The sequence below is a fragment of the Holdemanella sp. MSK.7.32 genome (assembly GCF_024460475.1).
Taxonomy (GTDB): domain Bacteria; phylum Bacillota_I; class Bacilli_A; order Erysipelotrichales; family Erysipelotrichaceae; genus Holdemanella.
Map to the genome: position 1 here is coordinate 1 of NZ_JANFYN010000047.1, position 18625 is coordinate 18625.

The window sequence follows — 18625 nt, forward strand, 5'->3', positions numbered from 1 at the left end:
AAGGAGGAGTATATTGTAGATGACCAGTTAGATGGGTCAATTACAATATACCAGGCCGATAGAAGCATATTTCAAGAGCCTGAAAAAGATAAAGCAGAAATCGTTTCTAAGATAAAAGATGAAATCATAAATCATATATGCGATTTTATTCCTTGCAACAAAAGAATCTGGGATACCTTGTTTAAGGATTGGCAGAATGATTTAGATAATATTGTCTTGGATTTAGTTGTAGGTTGCAAAGAACCTAATGACGCATTTGTACTTAAGGATCAGTATGGAAGACATCATATGATCTTTGATTTATTGTGTTGGGAAAAATACGTTGGAAAGATTTCACTATCCAAACTCTCACAGAACCTTTTAACCCATGAATTATTTCATGTGTTGATTGGGAAGTATTATACAGATATTGAAGAAAGTGAACAATTTGGAAATTATATAAATAAACTCGATGCGATTACATTTAATGAAGGATTTGCACATCTTGTTTCATATAATCAACAAGAAATTGATAGGGTTGAGTGGGAAAAGTTAGAAGATATTTATATTCAATCCATAAATAAAATGAAGTTAGTCTTAATGGAAACCAATCCTCAATCACAAGAACAATACATTTATGAAGCCAACTTTGGAAATTATTATGATAAATATGCATGTATGTGTGGAATGATCTACTTAGCTAAAGAGTGGCAATTAGGTGGATATGCAAGACTAAAAGAAGTGTTTGATCAAGGGTATCATGGCTTTGCGAAAAAGTGCATATAAACTAGATTTAATTTTTAGTCAATAGTAAAGGAAGTATGAATATGAAGATTATTAAAGTTGTAGATGATGAAGAAAAAAAGAAAATCACAAGAGCCATATTAGAAGCATTGCCTGAATGGTTTGGAATTGTAGAAGCAAGAGAAGAATATATTCTTGATAGTGTAGGAAAAGATTTCTTTTGTGCCATAGAAAAGGATAAGATTGTTGGATTTTTGTATCTTAAACAAACGGGTAAAGATACGGTTGAACTAGCTGTAATGGGTGTGTTAAAAGAATATCATCGTAAAGGAATTGGAAGAGCATTATTTGAATACGCAAAGGAAAGTATAAAGGAAAGTGGATATTCGTTTATCCAGGTAAAAACAGTGAAGATGGGAATGTATAAAGATTATGATTGTACAAATCGATTTTATATTTCATTAGGATTTAAAGAATTTGAAGTGCTGAATTCGTTGTGGGATGAAAATAATCCTTGTCAAATTTACGTAATGGGAATATGAGGTGACAAAATGGCATCAACTAAAGAATATTTAGATTTTATAATGGGGCAATTATCAAATTTAGAAGAAATTACGTATCGAGCTATGATGAAAGAATATATCCTCTATTATCGAGGGAAAATCATTGGTGGTATATATGATGATCGATTACTTGTTAAGCCTGTAGAATCCGCAATTCATTATATGTCAAAAGTTCAATATGAATTACCATATGATGGAGCCAAAGAAATGTTGTTGGTAGAAGAAGTGGATAACCGGAAATTTTTGGAAGGTTTGTTTCAAGTGATGTATGACGAGCTTCCAAATCCAAAAAGGAAGAAATAAATTATGGATGAGTTATTTTTTCTAAGAAATATTATGTTAGAAAACTACAAAAGAATGATATTGATCAAATATATGATCTTTGTAGTAAAAATCACTTATATTATCAATATCGACCTCCTTATGTGACAAGAAAGAGTATTGAATCGGATATGATGGCTCTTCCAAACAATATTGATTTCAAGGATAAGTATTATGTAGGATATTTTAAGAATGAGAAGTTAATTGCAGTCTTAGATTTAATTGATGGATATCCAAAAAAGGATATTGTATTCATTGGATTCTTTATGATGGATATCAGTATACAAAAGAGTGGGATTGGAAGCGCAATAGTCAATGAACTTATTAAATATTTAACAACACTTAAATATAAGGAAGTTCGCTTAGGTTGGATAAATGGAAATCCTCAAGCTGAACACTTTTGGATTAAGAATGGTTTTTGTCCTATAAAAGAAGGTCGTGTAGTACTTGCGAATCGACTATTAAATAAATTCTTCACTGATTGATAGATATTTATCGGCATAGATACTTTCTTTTTCCCAGATGATGTCAAAGTCGTGTTGTAACTTAAAATCATCTAAAGTAATTTCTTTGAGTTCTTTTGATTTTAATTCTTTTTCTACAGCTATCTTATATAGGAAAGAAATTCCACAATCTTTTTTCAATAGATTCATGATGGTATGCATATTTTCAACTTGTGTATAATGTGTGAAATTTGAAATATGTAATCCATGCGCAATTAGGCTTTGTTCAAGAATGTTTCTTGTTCCAGAACCTTCTTCACGCACTAAAAGATGTTCAGATATTAGATCATGAATGGTATGGGGTTCTTTATTAAATTGATGGGATGTAGCACAGACTGCAATATAGTCTTCTGTGCTATATTTTTTATGAGAATAGTTTTCTTTTGGATAATTTCCTTCGACAATAGCCATACTGATTTGTCCATGGTCAAGTAATTCGAGCAGTTTAGATGTGTTGCCATAGTGAAGGTGGATGTTGATTTCTGGATGATTTTGAATAAAGTTTGCCAATTTATCTACAATCGCATATTCACCGATGGTCATAGTTACTCCAATGGAGAGAGTTTCAATGTTGGATGTAATATTGTTGATTTCATTCATTAAAGCTTGTTCATTATTTTTCATTGTTAATAAATGTTTATATAGTATTTGACCAGATGGAGTTAGACTTAATTCTTTATTCTTATAATTGAATAGGATTGTATTGTATTGTTTTTCTAAAAAATGAATGTGTTGCGATACAGCAGGCTGTGTGATATTTAATTGTTTGGCGGCTGCTGTAAAATTTAATGTTTTGCATACAGTAAGAAATGTTTCAGTACGATAATCTAGCATATGTACCTCCAATGATAAGAAAATATTATTATTCGATAGAATTATATAATTTTACCTTATTGTTGTATAGTGCTACAATTCTCTTCATGGAGGGAATTATTGAATGAATTTTATTAATAAATATGGAAAAGGCATTTTAATATGTCTATTGATTGCGATTCCATCATGGATCATAGGAAAAATGTTTCCGGTTATTGGTGGTGCTGTCATTGCGATTCTTGCAGGAATGATTATCGCGATGTTTTGGAATGATAAAGGAAAAGCAGAAGCTGGTATTAAATGGACTTCTAAGATAGTTTTACAGACGGCTGTTGTATTACTTGGATTTGGAATGAATCTAGGCATTATTTTTGAGACGGGTAAACAATCTTTACCTATTATTATTTGTACAATTACTACATCTTTAGTACTTGCGTGGATTATGAAAAAGGTTTTAAAAGTGCCTTCAAATACATCGATTCTTGTCGGTGTTGGTTCATCTATATGTGGTGGTTCTGCCATTGCGGCAACAGCCCCTGTAATTGATGCGGATGATGATGAGATTGCCCAATCTATCGCAGTTATCTTTTTCTTTAATGTACTTGCAGCTATTTTCTTTCCTATTCTAGGAAAGGCGTTGGGTTTTGATACCATGCATGGGGATGCGTTTGGTATTTTTGCAGGAACAGCCATTAATGATACATCAAGTGTGACAGCAGCGGCTTCAACTTGGGATAGTATGTGGAATTTAGGTAGTGCCACATTAAATAAGGCGGTAACAGTAAAATTAACTCGTACACTTGCGATTATTCCAATTACACTCGGACTATCTTTTATTCGTGCTAAAAAAGAAAGACAAGCATCAAACTTTAGTTTGAAACGTGCCTTTCCAATGTTTATACTTTATTTTATTTTGGCAGCTATTTTTACAACGGTTTGTGTAAATGTTGGAGTAGACTCTAGTGTATTTGCACCACTTAAAGAATTATCTAAGTTTTTGATCATTATGGCTATGGCAGCCATTGGACTTAACAGCAATGTAATTCAGTTGATCAAAACGGGTGGAAAGCCAATTGCGGTTGGTGCAACATGTTGGTGTGGTATCACAATTGTAAGTTTAGTGATGCAGCATGTAATGCATATTTGGTAAACTTTGAATTATAAAGAAAGTGTGTCAATGAATTTTTGTGTGGCAATATTGGTTGCACGACTTGCATCCTGGACAAGAATAATATCTCGTTCAGGATTTTTTATATTTGTTTGAATTTCAAAAATATCAGAATCCTTAGAAATTAATTCTTTAGGATAGAATCCAATGCCAAGGTTGTGTTTGACTAATGGAAGTATTTGATCGGCAGTAGCCACTTCTAAATCGGTATGAAAAGGGATTTGGTGAATTAAAAATAAGTTTGAATAATAGGTATATGTACTTGTATTTTTGCCTAAGGTAATAAATGGATAGTGCGAGATTTGTTGAATGTCTAGAATCTGGTTGCTTAAGCTTTCATATTCTTTTCCACCAATTAATATTTCTTCAAAGGAATAGAGTGAAGTTGCACGTAATGGCTTTTTGATATTGATCGGACTTGTGACAATCGCAATATCGACAATTCCTTTTTCTAAGGCATCAACAGCTTGAATAGAGGAATGGTTGGATAATTTGATTTTGACTTGTGGATAGGCTTTGTGGAATTGTTCAAGTTTGGATAATAAAAAGATATTTAGAGCCGTTTCACTTACACCAATTGATATATGTCCATGTTCTAAGGTTTTATTTGAAAGGATTTCACTTTCTCCTTGGTAAAGTTGTTCAATGGCTATCGCAACATGTTCATAGAGTTGTTCACCTTCGGGTGTTAGAGTAATACCGGAATGAGAGCGTACTAAAAGCTTACATCCAAATTCACTTTCTATGTTGTTCATGGTTCTTGAGATGTTGGGTTGGTTGTTATGTAGGATTTGAGCGGCTTTTGAAAAGCTTTTATATTTAGCTACATAGTAAAAGATGCGGTAATAGTCTAGTGTCATTGTATAACCTCCATATAATTTTTGTATAATATATATTTAAAATATACATTTCACATATTTTCTTGGAGTTAGTATAATACTTTTAGTCTGAGTAGGCAAGCCATCAAAACAGATACAAAAAGTGTGTTAAAGGAAGACTTCTTGTATCTGTTTGTCGAAAGGATTAGAAAAGAAGTGAGAATCATGCCAACAATTTTTCCAAGGGAAGAAAAGGCAGAGGCTTTGTTTGATAAAATCGCCAAGGATCCTAGAGCTTGTAAACGATTAATGGATGCCTTTTATGAAGGTGTTGCCTGTGATGAGGATTCAAGCGTAGAAGAAGAAAGGGTACTTGTGGATAAACAAGTATTTACCAATGCACTATTTACTGCATATAAAAATAAAGATTTGTCGGCATTTTTAATGGCCGTATGCGGCAATAGTATGTTTGACTTATTAAGAAATGCATTTTTGATTCCATTGCGATTTAACGATAAGGGAAAAGAGAATCCGATTCTTTTAAGTGATGAGGATGGAAATATTATAGAAAGTGATATTCATATTCCTGAATCAAAGAAGCATATGTTTAAAAAGCTTGTAGAAAAAAATCGATACTTAGCGTATGGTTTTTTAGAGCAGCATAGCTTTAAAGAGGACATGTCCATTCGAACCATTCAAAATGAATCGCATTTAGGTATCTTAGTTGTCCAAGAAATGCCGGAAGAGGTTCATGAAAAGTTAAGTGATGCACAAATTTATTCTGACTTATGGGATTCTATGATGAAGCTTGAAGATTTGTTGTATAATGCATTCTTCTATTGTGGTGATTTTAAAGGAAAGTATTGTGTAGGTGTATTCTTGCCATTTACACATTTTGAACATAATTTAGAAAAGAATATTGAAGTTTCAAATAGTATCTTATATGAATGTATACAAAAAATGCTGGGCGATTAAACTCAGCATTTTTAAGTACAATAACGAAATGAGGGATCGGTTAAGATACGGGCAAATATAAGTCCCATTGGAAGGGCCAAAACAATCAATAAAGATTGAATGAACCAGTTAGCTCCAATAGACATGGTGGATGTGAGTTCGAGATTATAGATAGCTCGATACATATATAGGCCTGGAACCATAATCACAATGGATGGTACGGTTATCGCAATTCTAGGATATCCTGTATTTCCTTTGATCATGGAAGCAAGTAGTCCGGCAGTTAGTGCGCCAATAAAGGCTGCGGCTGCAGCAGGTAAAGATAAATCGACAAGTGTTAGTCGTAATGTGTTTGCGATGGCTCCAATGCATCCGGCACTGGCGGCTATTTTTTTTGAACTGTTAAACATAATGGAGAATCCAAAGACGCCTCCAAAACTGGTTAATAGTCTTAAAAGTAACTTAGTTGATGTTGAAATGTGTAATTTTACAAAATCAACGGGTTGAAGATGTAAGACTAAAGCACAGATCCATGCAGTAAGTGTGGCAGCTAAAATAATGATAATGGCATAGGCAAGTCTTTCTATACCAGAACGAAGATCTAATTTAGCTAAGTCAATACCGCTTGTGATGAAAGGAAAGCCTGGAATTATGAAAAGCATAGAACAGATGTATCCGGCTTCGTGTTGTGTGGATATGCCAAAATAGGTTTCTAAAAAATTAAATAATAAGGCATATACAAGACAGGCTAAGGAAACACTGGCAGCGACATTTAAGAATAGAGTGTAGTTATGTTTAATCAGTTTCATTCGAAGTGTATTGCCAAGTCCCGCCCCCACAAAGGCACAAAGCATTTCAATGGGGCCTCCACCAAGTAGAAAGGTAAAACAGCTACATGCAAGAGCAGCAGCTAATCCTAGAATAATGGGGGAGTAGCTAGAGTGAATGCTTTCGATTTGGTCTAATTGATTGTGAATCTCATTGCATGTGCATGTTTTGCATTCGTCTTTAAAGTGATAGACAAAGTCTTCCATACGAGCAAGTTTAGATGTATTGACACTTGTATTATGTAAAGACAAAGATTGGGCGTGTGACTTAATTCCATCAATGCATGTGTAGGAAATATTTGTAAGTCCAATGTCGGCAATACATGTGATATTTAATTCACTAGCAATGGTGTTCATTGAACTTCTGACTCTCCAAGCACCTGTACCACAGGCTAGAAGCATCAATCCAATTCTTCCTATAACGGAGGATTTTTCTGTAAGACTTGCATTTTCAATCTTAACTTTTGAATCTTTGTTTGTATATTCGTGCCACGGAATTTCCATATGGTTTTTCATAAGATCATCTCCTATATCATTTATATATAATACACATAGTATAAATATATATTCGATATTTATTTCCATGAATAGTATAGTCAAGAAAAAAAAGAAGTCAATTTCTTAATCGACTTCTTTATGAATCCACGTCATTAATACTTTAACAATATATGCTTTTTGTTTGGGGCCTAGTGGCTGATTGGGCTTGATCTTATGCCATTTATATAAACATTGTCTGCAACAACAGCCAGTAGCATGTTGGGCAATGAATACAGGGTGTCCTTTGAAAGGCGTTTGTTTACCGTCGTTGGGTATATAGGCTGGAGCTAATCTTTTTTCAACAAAATCTATGGCATGTTTTTCAATGGTGTCCATTCCTTTGGCTTGTATATACTCTTTATCTTTTTGTTTCAAATGAAAACTACTCCTAAATTTGGAGTGAGATAAGCGATTAAAAAGTTGTTCAAACCATTCGGATTCTGTCATAGTTTCTCCTTATATATATAATAAAAAAAACCAGCTAAGCTGGTTTCATAATCAAGTGGCGCCTGAAACAAGACTCGAACTTGTGACCTGCCGGTTAACAGCCGGATGCTCTACCGACTGAGCTATTCAGGCATTTATTTTTCACTTGATTGCCTAAATATAATACCAAAAGAATTAGAGTTATGCAAGCACTTTTTTAATTTTTTTAGAAAAATTTAAATTCAGAAATAAAAAAAACCAGCTAAGCTGGTTTCATAATCAAGTGGCGCCTGAAACAAGACTCGAACTTGTGACCTGCCGGTTAACAGCCGGATGCTCTACCGACTGAGCTATTCAGGCATTTGCTTTTCACTTGACTGCCTGTATATAATACCAAAAGATGTTGTGTTATGCAAGTACTTTTTTTAAAATTGTGATATATTATTTTCTATATGGAGGGATGGACTATGTTAGATGCGATTGTAATGGATATGGATGGAACTTTGTTGGATCCAAATAATAAAATTTTACCGGAAACAAAAGAGGCTTTAATTGCTTGTCAAAAGCAGGGGACAAAGCTTGTGCTTGCGAGTGGTAGAAGTTATACAAGATTACTTTCATATGCTAAAGAATTAGAGATGGATGTATATGGTGGATATTTGTTAGAGGTAGATGGTATTGCATATTATGATGTTCAAAAGGATGAGCGTCATGTTTTAAAACAGATGTATAAGGAAGATGTTGAGCCTGTTTTTGCGTATTTGATGCATAAAAATTGTGAGACAATGGCTGTATTTAATGATGGATTATTTGATTATATTCCAGATCATATAATGGAAAAGAAAAAGGCATTAAGAAATGCACAAGAATATCCAAAGGATTTTCCTTGGACGGGTGGTCCTTGGTCTTGGCTTGCGGATATGCGTGATGGATATCCTAAGATTACGTATATTAAGGATCTTAGTGAAATTCAATATCCTGTAAATAAGATTCAGACAATTGAGGATGAAGAGGTAACTACCCAATTGGCTTTGGATATTCAAAATGAATTTAAAGATCAATATGAAGTGTTCCGTACTTGTCCTAGAGAACTTGAAGTATTGCCTAAGGGATATAGTAAGGGAGCTACTTTAGTTCGTATGATGGATATGTTTGGTTGGGATAAGGATAAAGTCTTCACATTTGGTGATGGCGAAAATGATGTGAGTATGTTTGGTGTTGTAACTCATAGTTTTGCGATGGGTCAGGCTATGGATTATGTAAAAGAAAAAGCAGCTCATGTGACCAAGTCCAATGTGGAACAGGGTATTGTAGCTGCTTTAAAGGATTTTAATATTTTGTGATATAGCTAACAACAAGCTTCATTGTGCTTTCTACACCATCATAGTGTGTTCTTTCCATTCCGTGGCTTGCATGAACACCAGGGCCAATCAAGGCTCCTTTGATGTCGTTACCACCGCGTAATGCGGCACTGACATCTGAACCATATTGTGGGTAGATATCAACGGCATAATTAAGCTTGTTTTCTTTTGATAGTTCAACTAGACGTGTAATCATTTCGTAGTCGTATGGTCCGCTTGAATCTTTAGCACAGATAGAAACGTCTTGTTCCGTACAAGCAAGATCTGTACCGATGCATCCCATGTCTACGGCTAATAATTCTTCAACTTCTTCTGGAAGACAACTTGCTCCATGACCAACTTCTTCATATGTACTGAACATAATGACTAAGTCTCTTTGAGGTGTAATGTTGTTGTCTTTTAAGTATTTTAGTACGCCCATTAAAGCTGTAGCTGAAATCTTATCGTCTAAGAATCTAGATTTAATGAATCCACTTTCTGTGATTTGTGTTTTTGTGTCAATACAAATGAAGTCTCCGTTGCAGATACCTAATTTTTCAACATCTGCTTTTGAGTGTACAACTTCGTCGATACGAACTTCCATCGTATCGTCTTTTCTTTCTAATGTAGAAGCATCTGGATATACGTGAACGCTTGGTGAACAAGAAAGAATGGTTCCTGTATATACCTTTCCATCACGAGTATAGATCTTACAATATTCTCCGTCTAATGTTGGTAAGCATGGGCCTCCGACTTTAGTAATGGCAAGTTTTCCATTGTCTTTGATGGAACGAACCATAAGTCCTAATGTATCTAAGTGAGCACTCAATCCTAATGTGTGTTCAGAATCTTTTCCGTCTACATAGATTAATAAGTTTCCTTTTTGGTTACGACCTGTTGTATAGCCTAATTTTTTAGCTTCTTCGTCCATGAAATCGATGGCTCTTTTTGTGTAGCCTGTTGGTGAATCAATATTCAAAATTTGTTTGGCGATGTCACAGACATATTCTTTATCAAATGGTTGCATATTTTAAAACTCCTCCTGTATGTATTATACGCTTTTATACAAATTCTAAACAATGTATTCAACTTTTTTTTTCACTTTGTGCTATTGTACAAGAAAAGGAGGCTAATAGTATGGAATTAAATGTAAGAAAAGAAAATTTAAGGAATTTGTTTAAACAGTTTCAAGTGGAACATAATGAGAATTGTAAGACAGTATTTATTGATAATAATGATGAACAATTAGAAAACTATTTAAATGAATCAAATACGGTATATTTACATATGGTGGATTATGAAATAAAACATCTTGACTTGAGTAAAGTAAATACAATATTTGTGAATAAAGAGTATGCGAGTAAATTAGAAAATGGAATTCAGGATGAACAAAGAATTCTAGAACTACTCTTAAATAAATATCCAAATCTTAGAGTTGTATTAATTACCGATAAAAAGGGTGCTTATTATAAAGATAAGGACATGATGATTTACCAGAAAGAATTGGTCTCTAATTTTGATAAAGATTTGTTCTTAGTTAAATATATGGCTTCAGAATTAAAGGGAAATTCAGAAATGACATCTCTATATCGAGGTGTGAATCAGTAATATAAATATAGAAAAGACTACTAGATATGTTAGATTTTTTAAGACAATATTAACTTGAATTTACGTACGTCTTTGAAAAAAAGACTTTGGGAGAGATCAATCCAATGAAAATAACCTGCCATATCTAGTAGCAATTTCAATTATAAATGTCCAATGTGAAAAAGACATTAACTCTCAAAACTTTTTGAAAAAACTTAAAATTAACCTATGATGATGTTGAATAATGCCTTTTGCGGTGCAAAGGTGAAATATAACTTAAAAATATAAAATCTGCTTTATATAAAGTGTATGCTGGGAGCATACACTTTTATTTTTATATAGAAATTAATAGGAAACGGCTTTTATAAGTGATATAATGCATATAACACAATCACTTTATGGAGGGCATTGCAATGGATAATAAGTATGTATTAGGCTTAGACATAGGAATTAGTAGCTGCGGGTATGGAGTTATAGATCTTGAAACAGGTAAATTCGTAGACTATGGAGTACGTTTGTTTAAAGAAGGTACAGCAGAAGAGAATGAGAAGCGTAGAGGTGCTAGAAGCCGAAGACGTTTGACTTCAAGACGTCATACTCGAATTATGGATATGCAAAAATTGTTGAAGGAAAACGGCATAATGTCAGATGACTATCATCCTTTGCAGAATGTATATGAATTGCGTTGTAAAGGATTGAATGAAAAATTGACAAATGACGAATTAACGGCAGCTATTTTACATATAACAAAACACAGAGGTAGTGTTATTGAAACTGTAGAAGAAGATGCAAAAAAGAGTGATGACGAATTAAGTTTAAAGGCTACTTTACAGCATAATGAGCAGTTGATTAAACAAGGAAAATATATTTGTCAAATTCAATTGGATAATTTAAACAATAAGGATCATATTCGTGGACATGAAAATAATTTCTCAACAAAAGATTATGTAAACGAATTGAATGAGATATTACATCACCAGGAATTAGATGAACAACTTATTAATAAGATTATTGATATAGTTGCGCGTAGAAGAGCTTATTATGAGGGGCCTGGAAGTGAAAAATCACCGACACCATATGGACGATTTATAGAAGTTGATGGGCAAATTAAAGAAATAGATTTGATTGAAAAAATGCGTGGGAAATGTAGCGTATTTCCAGATGAACTAAGAGCTCCTAAAATGGCGGTAACAGCAGACTTGTTTAATTTCTTAAATGATATGAATAATTTAACAGTAGATGGTAATAAGTTATGTCCAGAGGAGAAGAAGGGAATTTTAACTATAGTTAGTCAGAAAGGAAATATTACTTTACGTCAATTGGCAAAAGAATTAAATGTGAATGAAGTTGATATTAAAGGCTATCGTATAGACAAAAATCAGAAGGCTATTTTTACTGAGTTCAAGGGATATAAGAAAATTAAATCAATTTTAGAAAAAGAAGGATATTCAATTTCATTAAATGATTATGAAATGCTAGATAGAATTATTGAAATTCTTACGAATAAAAAGGGTATACAAGAAAGAAAAGATTATTTGTATCATTTGGAGTATAGACTTTCTGATTCAGTGGTAGATACTTTAGCAAATACAACAGGAATAACAGGCTATCATTCATTATCTTTTAAAGCATTGAATTTATTAAACAAAGAATTGTTTGAATCTGAAATGAATCAAATGCAATTATTACATGAATTAAAATTATTTGATAAGAATCGTGTTTCTCATAAAGGTAAAAAGAATATTGAATCTAATCCAGAAGCTATCTTATCTCCAGTGGCGAAGAGAGCACAAAATGAAACTTTTAAAGTTGTAAATGCATTGAGGAAGAAATATGGAGAATTCGATTCCATTGTTGTTGAGATGACTCGTGATAAGAATACAGATGAACAGAAAAAGAGAATTAGTAACTACCAAAAAAATCGAGAGAATGGATCTAAAGAAATGGATAAATTTTTGAATGAAAAGGGGTATGATCCAACAAAAATTAATGGAAAAACAAGAATGAAAATTAGTTTATATTTGCAACAAGGAGGCAAGAGTGCATATACTTTTGAACCTTTAGATTTAAATCGAGTTATTAAAGATCCAAAGTATACAGAAATTGATCATATTATTCCAATCTCTATATCATTAGATGATTCTCAAAATAATAAAGTTTTAGCATTACATTCAGAAAATCAGGTGAAAGGTAATTTGACTCCTTTTATGGCATATGCAGCTAATAAATTTAATGGAATGGGATGTAGTTATTCAGAATTTAAGACAAATGTTCTTTCTAATAAAGAAATTCCATACAAAAAGAAATTAAATTTACTAAATGAAGAAAATATTACGAAAGAAGAAGTTGCTAAAAAATTTATTAATAGAAATCTAGTGGACACAAGTTACGCTTGTCGAGTTGTATTAAATACACTGTCAGATTATTTTAAAGATAATGAGATTGATACAAAAGTTCATATAATAAACGGTAGAGTTACGGATTTATTCAGAAAGAAGATTCATTTGGAAAAAGATCGTGATGAAAACTATTTACACCATGCGGTGGATGCATTAATTGTAGCTTCTGTAAAAAAAATGAACTTGTTGAACGAATATCTTCTTAAACAAGAACATGATTTCAACGATTTATATAATGAAGAAACGGGAGAAATCATTACAATTCCTGATGATAAAGTATTCTATGATGAAAGGTATATTCAATATATTGTGAATTTGAAAACATTGTTTGAAGAAAGTAGTAAGTATTATAATCATGTAATAGATAAAGAGAATATGTGTTTTAATCCAATTAAGATTTCTCATAAGGTGAATACAAAGCCAAATCGTCAGATTGCAGACGAAACTATCTACAGTACAAGGAGTGTAGATGGAACGGATTATTTGATTGAAAAAATCCCTAATATTTATGATCCAAAAGACAAGAAATGTATTCGCTTAATTCAAGATATCTTAAATGGAGAAGATGAAAAATATTTAATGGCAAAGCATGATCCACAGACATTCGATTTAATTAGAGACATTGTGAAATATCATTATGAACAATTTAAATCAGATTCAAAAATGTATAAAGCATCTAAGAAAAAAGGTGAAGAAATTATTACTTTAGTTGGAGAAAATCCTTTGACAAAATATAAGGAAGAAAATGGTGCTGTACGTAAATATTCTAAGAAGGGAAATGGGCCTGAAATTATTTCGATGAAATATGAGAGTGAAAAACTAGGCAATCATTTAGATATTTCTTCAAACTATCAAACAAATAATAAAAAAGTTATTTTGAAACAAATTAAACCATATAGAACAGATTTCTATCAATGCGAAGATGGTAAATTTAGATTTGTTACTGTTCGATATACAAATGTTTCATATCATAAAGCAAAAGGAATGTATGTGATTGATGAACAATGGTATAAGCAGGAAAAAGCCAATAAAAAGATAAAAGACACAGATAAATTCTTGTTCTCAATGCATAGGGATGAATTGATTGGTATAAAGAAAAAAGAAGGTAATTCATATATTTATGATTTATCAACAGAAAAAGGTGGAGATAAATACTATTATGATGGAACAAGTGTTGAGATATTGAAGTATACTGCAACGAATGATGACAGTACTAATACTATAGAAATTAAACCTATATATACATATTGTAAAAAACAATTGAGACAGGGAGTAACTTCAGTTGAGAATGTATGTAAATATGCCACAGATGTATTAGGAAATCTATACGAAGTGAAGGATAATAAGTTGAAATTGGAATTTAAATAGAGTATACTGAAGGTGGTTATATTCTAGCAAAAATTTTTATGACCTAACAAAACAAGGGTTTATCCCGGATTCGGCTCTTCGGAGCCTTTTCTTTTACCCTTTTTATGGGCTATAGAGTTATATATATTGAAAAATGTGAGTATTTGAGACTATATTTAGATAATTTGAAAGTGGAAATTAAAAATGACACTTTATTGATTCCGGTTTCAGATATTCAAATTCTAGTGATTGATAATTATCAGTCTAATTTGAGTGTGCCTTTAATTAATAAATTAACAGATAATAATGTATGTACCATCATTTGTGGAGTGGATCATTTACCAAAAAGCTATATATTGCCGATGAATGGACATTTTTCAAGTAGTGGAAATATTTCAAAACAGATTTGTTGGGATTCAAAACGTAAAGAAGATTTACATGCTATGATTGTAAAAATGAAGATTTTAAATCAAATTGAAATATTGAAGGTTAATAATAAAGATTTTGAAGTGGAAAAGAAGTTGTATGAATTTGTAGATAGTGTTGTTTCTGGAGATAAAACGAACAGAGAAGGCTTGGCTGCAAAAATGTATTTTAGAGAACTTTTTGGTCATGATTTTATTCGCTTTGAAGAAGATGTGATAAATGCTGGATTAAATTATGGTTATGCTATATTTAGATCTTTAATAACATCGATTATTGTAGCAAAGGGCTATATTGCTAATATAGGAATTTTTCACAAAGGCAAGCAAAATATGTTTAACTTGAGTGATGATATTATAGAAGTGTTTAGGCCAATAGTGGATCATTATGTTTATAACAATATGATGGATGATATTATTTTTAAACAATCTCATAGAGAAACTTTAATACAATTGACAAACAAGAAAATCATGATTGATGGAAGAAAACAAACAATAGCAAATGCAATTAGTTTTTATCTAGATTCTATATTTAATTATTTAGATGGTGAAGCAGATTCCATTTTGTATCCATTACCAGTAATATATGATATATGATTTTATGCGATTAATATTATTTTTTGATTTACCCGTGGTATCTAAAGAAGATAGAAGAATTTATGCAACATTTAGAAAATATCTAATTAAAAATGGATATATTATGATGCAGTATTCGGTGTATTGTAAAATATTTGCAAATCGTGAAGCAGCAGTAAAACATGTGAGTATTTTACAAAGAAACGTTCCTCAAAAGGGACAAATACGAATTCTATTGGTTACAGAAAAGCAGTATGCAAAGATTGAAATAATAGTTGGTGGTAAATCAAATCAAGAACAAGTCGTGAACAGCGATGCATTTATAAAATTATGAATTTATTGACTATAAAGAATGGAACAAATAAATGGAATCTTCAAATGAATCATGTAAAATATATAATTTCAGATTCAAGTGCAAGTTATACATTATTACAAGCAATTCGATTGTTTACTTCAAAAGATAAAAGTGAAAACAGAACAGAAAATAATATTAGTACGAAAATGTTTATAAACGAAAAAGAGATAGAATTTAAAAATAATATGTTTATAGAAATATCAGAAATGTACTCTCTTAATGAGGATAAAAAGCTCACTACAAAGTCATTGATGTTAAAATATTTGGAAATGAAACTTCAGAATCAAGATTATTTTGATACTATCAGTACAATTGACATATTGTTGAATTCATTATCAGAAGAAGTCAATGATGAATCAATGCTTAAAATTATGTTTAATGGAGCTAATTATAAGCAATTGATAAAAATGTTGTCACCATATTATGAAGACGAATTACAAAAAGATGAATTTGATTTAACGAGAGATGAATTGATTTTGTTTCAATTGGATTTAGTTGAATATATTTCCAATCATAATTCAAAATATGATAATATCTTTGTCTTTGGCAAACTAGATAATTTAAGTGATAAAATTCTTCAGAAAATCAATAAAATTGAAAATGTTAAATTGATAATCTTTACAAATTATTACAGCGATTTAATGAATGTACAAAATACAGCTTTATTGCAAGATAAAATAATAGATTTAGCAGACATGGAACAAATTTATTACGACCTATCACAAAAATCACTTCAAACATATACATTACAGGAGGTAGAACAAATGACAATTAATTATTTACAACAAATATACACTCATAAAACACACGATATTTATCAAGAACTAGACCATTTTTCAATTAAATAATTAGTATTCTATTACATTCAAAAATGTGCTACCATATTTTTGAGGTTTTGTTACCATAAGGATTTTTGCTAGAACAGAACTGGTGGGTTTGGATCGTGGGTAAAACTTACAGTTTTGTTACCATAAGGATTTTTGCTAGAACAGAACAAAACAAAAGTATGATGATTTAATCCGTAAGTTTTGTTACCATAAGGATTTTTGCTAGAACAGAACATGGCACACGTGTAAATAACCCCTTATATCGTTTTGTTACCATAAGGATTTTTGCTAGAACAGAACGGCGTAATGCCAAAATAACTAAAATACGGGGTTTTGTTACCATAAGGATTTTTGCTAGAACAGAACCCTAGCGAACAACGTATCTTGTATTCAACAGTTTTGTTACCATAAGGATTTTTGCTAGAACAGAACACAGATTTAACGCAAAGATGGAATGGCTTTGTTTTGTTACCATAAGGATTTTTGCTAGAATAGAACAGACCGATTGAATATAGACTCTAGACCCCAGTTTTGTTACCATAAGGATTTTTGCTAGAACAGAACTTTAAATTTGATCATAATAAATGCATGTATGTTTTGTTACCATAAGGATTTTTGCTAGAACAGAACATTTGTAGATTAAACTCGAAGAGTGTTATTGTTTTGTTACCATAAAGATTTTTGCTAGAACAGAACAATTCCGCATAAGCATAACATCATTTCAAGGTTTTGTTACCATAAAGATTTTTGCTAGAACAGAACACCTGTTGATTATTGGCGTTGACCTCATCCGTTTTGTTACCATAAGGATTTTTGCTAGAACAGAACTTAAATGACACGATCAATAGATTGGTACACTGTTTTGTTACCATAAAGATTTTTGCTAGAACAGAACCTTGGGTATGATATTTATATCGTGCAGGACGTTTTGTTACCATAAGGATTTTTGCTAGAACAGAACTTATTTTTGTAACGATTATCCAATTCTTCCGTTTTGTTACCATAAGGATTTTTGCTAGAATATTGATTTGTGCTTAAATATTGCTTATTTGTCTTGTGTTATATTAACTACCACATACTCACATATACCCTCTGTTCTTATTGGAAAGCCCCAGCCAACAAGGCCTGAGCTAATGATTTTTGTGTGGTGCTTGAATGTTTCTTTTCCGTAATTTCCTGCAAAGTCGGGTTGTAGGTGGTAAGAATAAGAGAGTGGAAACATTTGTCCGTTATGAGTATGTCCGCTGAGTTGAACGTCGACATTGTTTTTAATATTTTCTTTTGTTCCTTGTGGTTGATGGTCTAGGACGATGCTGTAGGTTTTGTTTGTAAGATGGTAGTCTTTTCTGACGATTAGAGTTATGTTATTTAAATGTACTTCTTGATCATTTAGAATGATAATGTTGTTTTTTTGTGATTTCTTGATTGAGTTTATTTCTTGTGAATTTTATCTTGTTTTTGTGATTACCATATACAAAATAAATAGAGGCTACTTTAGTAAGTCTTCCGAGTCGTTTAAATAGAATTTCCATGTCATCTTTGGATGTGGATTCATAGACGAAGTCTTTGCCAAGTAGATAGAAATTTGGTTTTTATGATTTCTTTTGTTGTTGTGATGTTGTAGGTTGTCTTATGGATGGTATACATATTCATAGAACCAAAAGTAACGATGGATGTGGATATGATGGCTGAAAGAAGTATGCAGAGAATTGGTTTTCTTTTCTTGAATATTAATAATAGGATTAGTAAACAGAATAAGGTATGTACAGCTCACATGGCTTGATACGTACGCATATTCCAACAGTTTAATAGTAATGCGATACAAATGGCGTATCGTATTTTTTTATTGAATTTATTCTTTAAAAGATTATTTAGTAACATACATAATCCGATTTCTAGAATGAGGATTCCCGCTTGAAGATAGATCATACTATCACTTCCTTTTTCTTACACTATTGTTAGAAAGAATTTTTGTGCTTTGCAGTATAATAAAGTGGGTGAGATTATGGTGCGCCAGTTCGGTGCAGTCGATTTAGTTAGGTGAAACTCCTAACCTGGTAACTCTTGGAGCAAAGAGGCCAGTATCTAGTCCTTGGGCATTGTATCGCGAGGTACAGTG

Annotated in this window: 19 protein-coding genes, 2 tRNA genes and 1 CRISPR repeat array; of the genes, 13 read left to right on the plus strand and 8 right to left on the minus strand. The window is 31.9% G+C overall.

The genetic code is table 11. The features are described from left to right. The 4 genes from NE544_RS09875 to NE544_RS09890 form a co-directional block, all read left to right on the plus strand. Positions 1-765 (plus strand): DUF5700 domain-containing putative Zn-dependent protease (locus NE544_RS09875; RefSeq protein ID WP_256269213.1); only part of this gene is annotated, 765 nt, incomplete at its 5' end. Positions 766-806: 41 nt separating this feature from the next. After that, positions 807-1265 (plus strand): GNAT family N-acetyltransferase, encoded by a 459-nt coding sequence (locus NE544_RS09880; RefSeq protein WP_256269214.1) that lies wholly within the window; start codon positions 807-809, stop codon positions 1263-1265. A gap of 9 nt (positions 1266-1274) precedes the next feature. Continuing rightward, on the plus strand, positions 1275-1589 hold the full coding sequence (locus tag NE544_RS09885; protein WP_256269215.1) for a TfoX/Sxy family protein: 315 nt from the start codon (positions 1275-1277) through the stop codon (positions 1587-1589). Between the two features lie 122 nt (positions 1590-1711). Beyond that, positions 1712-2092, plus strand: a complete 381-nt coding sequence (locus NE544_RS09890; RefSeq protein WP_256269216.1) for a GNAT family N-acetyltransferase — start codon at positions 1712-1714, stop codon at positions 2090-2092. Here NE544_RS09890 and NE544_RS09895 read toward each other — a convergent pair. After that, positions 2069-2944: a LysR family transcriptional regulator gene (locus tag NE544_RS09895; protein WP_256269217.1), complete on the minus strand. Its 876-nt coding sequence runs from the start codon at positions 2942-2944 to the stop codon at positions 2069-2071. The genes NE544_RS09890 and NE544_RS09895 overlap by 24 nt on opposite strands. A 103-nt stretch (positions 2945-3047) precedes the next feature. Here NE544_RS09895 and NE544_RS09900 point away from each other — a divergent pair, with 103 nt between their 5' ends. Further along, a complete protein-coding gene (locus NE544_RS09900) occupies positions 3048-4073 on the plus strand; it encodes a YeiH family protein (RefSeq protein ID WP_256269218.1) in 1026 nt (341 codons plus the stop codon). An 8-nt stretch (positions 4074-4081) separates the two neighbouring features. Here NE544_RS09900 and NE544_RS09905 read toward each other — a convergent pair whose 3' ends face one another. After that, positions 4082-4951 carry a LysR family transcriptional regulator gene (locus tag NE544_RS09905; RefSeq protein WP_256269219.1) on the minus strand — a complete coding sequence of 290 codons (870 nt, stop codon included), beginning with the start codon at positions 4949-4951 and terminating at the stop codon, positions 4082-4084. 183 nt (positions 4952-5134) lie between these two features. Here NE544_RS09905 and NE544_RS09910 point away from each other — a divergent pair, with 183 nt between their 5' ends. Beyond that, positions 5135-5884: a DUF4866 family protein gene (locus NE544_RS09910; protein ID WP_256269220.1), complete on the plus strand. Its 750-nt coding sequence runs from the start codon at positions 5135-5137 to the stop codon at positions 5882-5884. An 11-nt stretch (positions 5885-5895) separates the two neighbouring features. Here the strand turns inward: NE544_RS09910 and NE544_RS09915 are convergent, their stop codons facing one another. The 4 genes from NE544_RS09915 to NE544_RS09930 form a co-directional block, all read right to left on the minus strand. Continuing rightward, complete coding sequence (locus tag NE544_RS09915) at positions 5896-7206, minus strand: threonine/serine exporter ThrE family protein (RefSeq protein WP_256269221.1); 1311 nt, start codon at positions 7204-7206, stop codon at positions 5896-5898. Positions 7207-7311: 105 nt separating this feature from the next. After that, positions 7312-7674, minus strand: a complete 363-nt coding sequence (locus NE544_RS09920) for a DUF4186 domain-containing protein (RefSeq protein WP_117573759.1) — start codon at positions 7672-7674, stop codon at positions 7312-7314. Positions 7675-7730: 56 nt separating this feature from the next. Continuing rightward, a tRNA-Asn gene (locus NE544_RS09925) sits at positions 7731-7806 on the minus strand. A gap of 131 nt (positions 7807-7937) precedes the next feature. Continuing rightward, positions 7938-8013 (minus strand) — tRNA-Asn (locus NE544_RS09930). Positions 8014-8120: 107 nt separating this feature from the next. Between NE544_RS09930 and NE544_RS09935 the strand changes: the two genes are divergently transcribed. Continuing rightward, positions 8121-8996 carry a Cof-type HAD-IIB family hydrolase gene (locus NE544_RS09935; protein WP_256269222.1) on the plus strand — a complete coding sequence of 292 codons (876 nt, stop codon included), beginning with the start codon at positions 8121-8123 and terminating at the stop codon, positions 8994-8996. Here NE544_RS09935 and NE544_RS09940 read toward each other — a convergent pair. Continuing rightward, positions 8983-10020, minus strand: a complete 1038-nt coding sequence (locus tag NE544_RS09940; RefSeq protein WP_256269223.1) for a M42 family metallopeptidase — start codon at positions 10018-10020, stop codon at positions 8983-8985. The genes NE544_RS09935 and NE544_RS09940 overlap by 14 nt on opposite strands. 110 nt (positions 10021-10130) lie before the next feature. Here NE544_RS09940 and NE544_RS09945 point away from each other — a divergent pair, with 110 nt between their 5' ends. From NE544_RS09945 to NE544_RS09970, 6 genes are all read left to right on the plus strand, one after another. Next, entirely contained in the window at positions 10131-10601 is a 471-nt protein-coding gene (locus tag NE544_RS09945) for a hypothetical protein (protein ID WP_256269224.1), read from the plus strand. A gap of 392 nt (positions 10602-10993) precedes the next feature. Then, entirely contained in the window at positions 10994-14347 is a 3354-nt protein-coding gene (gene cas9, locus NE544_RS09950) for a type II CRISPR RNA-guided endonuclease Cas9 (RefSeq protein ID WP_256269225.1), read from the plus strand. A gap of 104 nt (positions 14348-14451) precedes the next feature. Further along, on the plus strand, positions 14452-15345 hold the full coding sequence (gene cas1, locus NE544_RS09955) for a type II CRISPR-associated endonuclease Cas1 (RefSeq protein ID WP_256269226.1): 894 nt from the start codon (positions 14452-14454) through the stop codon (positions 15343-15345). Positions 15346-15349: 4 nt separating this feature from the next. Beyond that, positions 15350-15658: a CRISPR-associated endonuclease Cas2 gene (gene cas2, locus NE544_RS09960; RefSeq protein ID WP_244975788.1), complete on the plus strand. Its 309-nt coding sequence runs from the start codon at positions 15350-15352 to the stop codon at positions 15656-15658. Between the two features lie 44 nt (positions 15659-15702). After that, positions 15703-16527, plus strand: a complete 825-nt coding sequence (locus tag NE544_RS09965) for a hypothetical protein (RefSeq protein WP_256269227.1) — start codon at positions 15703-15705, stop codon at positions 16525-16527. Between the two features lie 44 nt (positions 16528-16571). Beyond that, a CRISPR array of direct repeats spans positions 16572-17533; the repeat unit is 36 nt; unit sequence GTTTTGTTACCATAAGGATTTTTGCTAGAACAGAAC. Between the two features lie 609 nt (positions 17534-18142). Beyond that, positions 18143-18289, plus strand: coding sequence for a hypothetical protein (locus NE544_RS09970; protein ID WP_256269228.1), 147 nt, complete (start codon positions 18143-18145; stop codon positions 18287-18289). On the opposite strand, the gene NE544_RS09975 is transcribed toward NE544_RS09970, so the two are convergent. Further along, complete coding sequence (locus NE544_RS09975; RefSeq protein ID WP_256269229.1) at positions 18277-18435, minus strand: hypothetical protein; 159 nt, start codon at positions 18433-18435, stop codon at positions 18277-18279. The genes NE544_RS09970 and NE544_RS09975 overlap by 13 nt on opposite strands. Between the last annotated feature and the right edge of the window lie 190 nt (positions 18436-18625).

What these genes read in the sequence shown, in the direction of transcription:
- NE544_RS09880 (WP_256269214.1), top strand. Translation starts at nt 807, where the DNA reads ATGAAGATTATTAAAGTTGTAGATGATGAAGAAAAAAAGAAAATCACA.
- NE544_RS09885 (WP_256269215.1), top strand. Translation starts at nt 1,275, where the DNA reads ATGGCATCAACTAAAGAATATTTAGATTTTATAATGGGGCAATTATCA.
- NE544_RS09895 (WP_256269217.1), bottom strand. Translation starts at nt 2,944, where the DNA reads ATGCTAGATTATCGTACTGAAACATTTCTTACTGTATGCAAAACATTA.
- NE544_RS09900 (WP_256269218.1), top strand. Translation starts at nt 3,048, where the DNA reads ATGAATTTTATTAATAAATATGGAAAAGGCATTTTAATATGTCTATTG.
- NE544_RS09905 (WP_256269219.1), bottom strand. Translation starts at nt 4,951, where the DNA reads ATGACACTAGACTATTACCGCATCTTTTACTATGTAGCTAAATATAAA.
- NE544_RS09910 (WP_256269220.1), top strand. Translation starts at nt 5,135, where the DNA reads ATGCCAACAATTTTTCCAAGGGAAGAAAAGGCAGAGGCTTTGTTTGAT.
- NE544_RS09915 (WP_256269221.1), bottom strand. Translation starts at nt 7,206, where the DNA reads ATGAAAAACCATATGGAAATTCCGTGGCACGAATATACAAACAAAGAT.
- NE544_RS09920 (WP_117573759.1), bottom strand. Translation starts at nt 7,674, where the DNA reads ATGACAGAATCCGAATGGTTTGAACAACTTTTTAATCGCTTATCTCAC.
- NE544_RS09935 (WP_256269222.1), top strand. Translation starts at nt 8,121, where the DNA reads ATGTTAGATGCGATTGTAATGGATATGGATGGAACTTTGTTGGATCCA.
- NE544_RS09940 (WP_256269223.1), bottom strand. Translation starts at nt 10,020, where the DNA reads ATGCAACCATTTGATAAAGAATATGTCTGTGACATCGCCAAACAAATT.
- NE544_RS09945 (WP_256269224.1), top strand. Translation starts at nt 10,131, where the DNA reads ATGGAATTAAATGTAAGAAAAGAAAATTTAAGGAATTTGTTTAAACAG.
- cas9 (WP_256269225.1), top strand. Translation starts at nt 10,994, where the DNA reads ATGGATAATAAGTATGTATTAGGCTTAGACATAGGAATTAGTAGCTGC.
- cas1 (WP_256269226.1), top strand. Translation starts at nt 14,452, where the DNA reads ATGGGCTATAGAGTTATATATATTGAAAAATGTGAGTATTTGAGACTA.
- cas2 (WP_244975788.1), top strand. Translation starts at nt 15,350, where the DNA reads ATGCGATTAATATTATTTTTTGATTTACCCGTGGTATCTAAAGAAGAT.
- NE544_RS09965 (WP_256269227.1), top strand. Translation starts at nt 15,703, where the DNA reads ATGAATCATGTAAAATATATAATTTCAGATTCAAGTGCAAGTTATACA.
- NE544_RS09970 (WP_256269228.1), top strand. Translation starts at nt 18,143, where the DNA reads ATGGTATACATATTCATAGAACCAAAAGTAACGATGGATGTGGATATG.
- NE544_RS09975 (WP_256269229.1), bottom strand. Translation starts at nt 18,435, where the DNA reads ATGATCTATCTTCAAGCGGGAATCCTCATTCTAGAAATCGGATTATGT.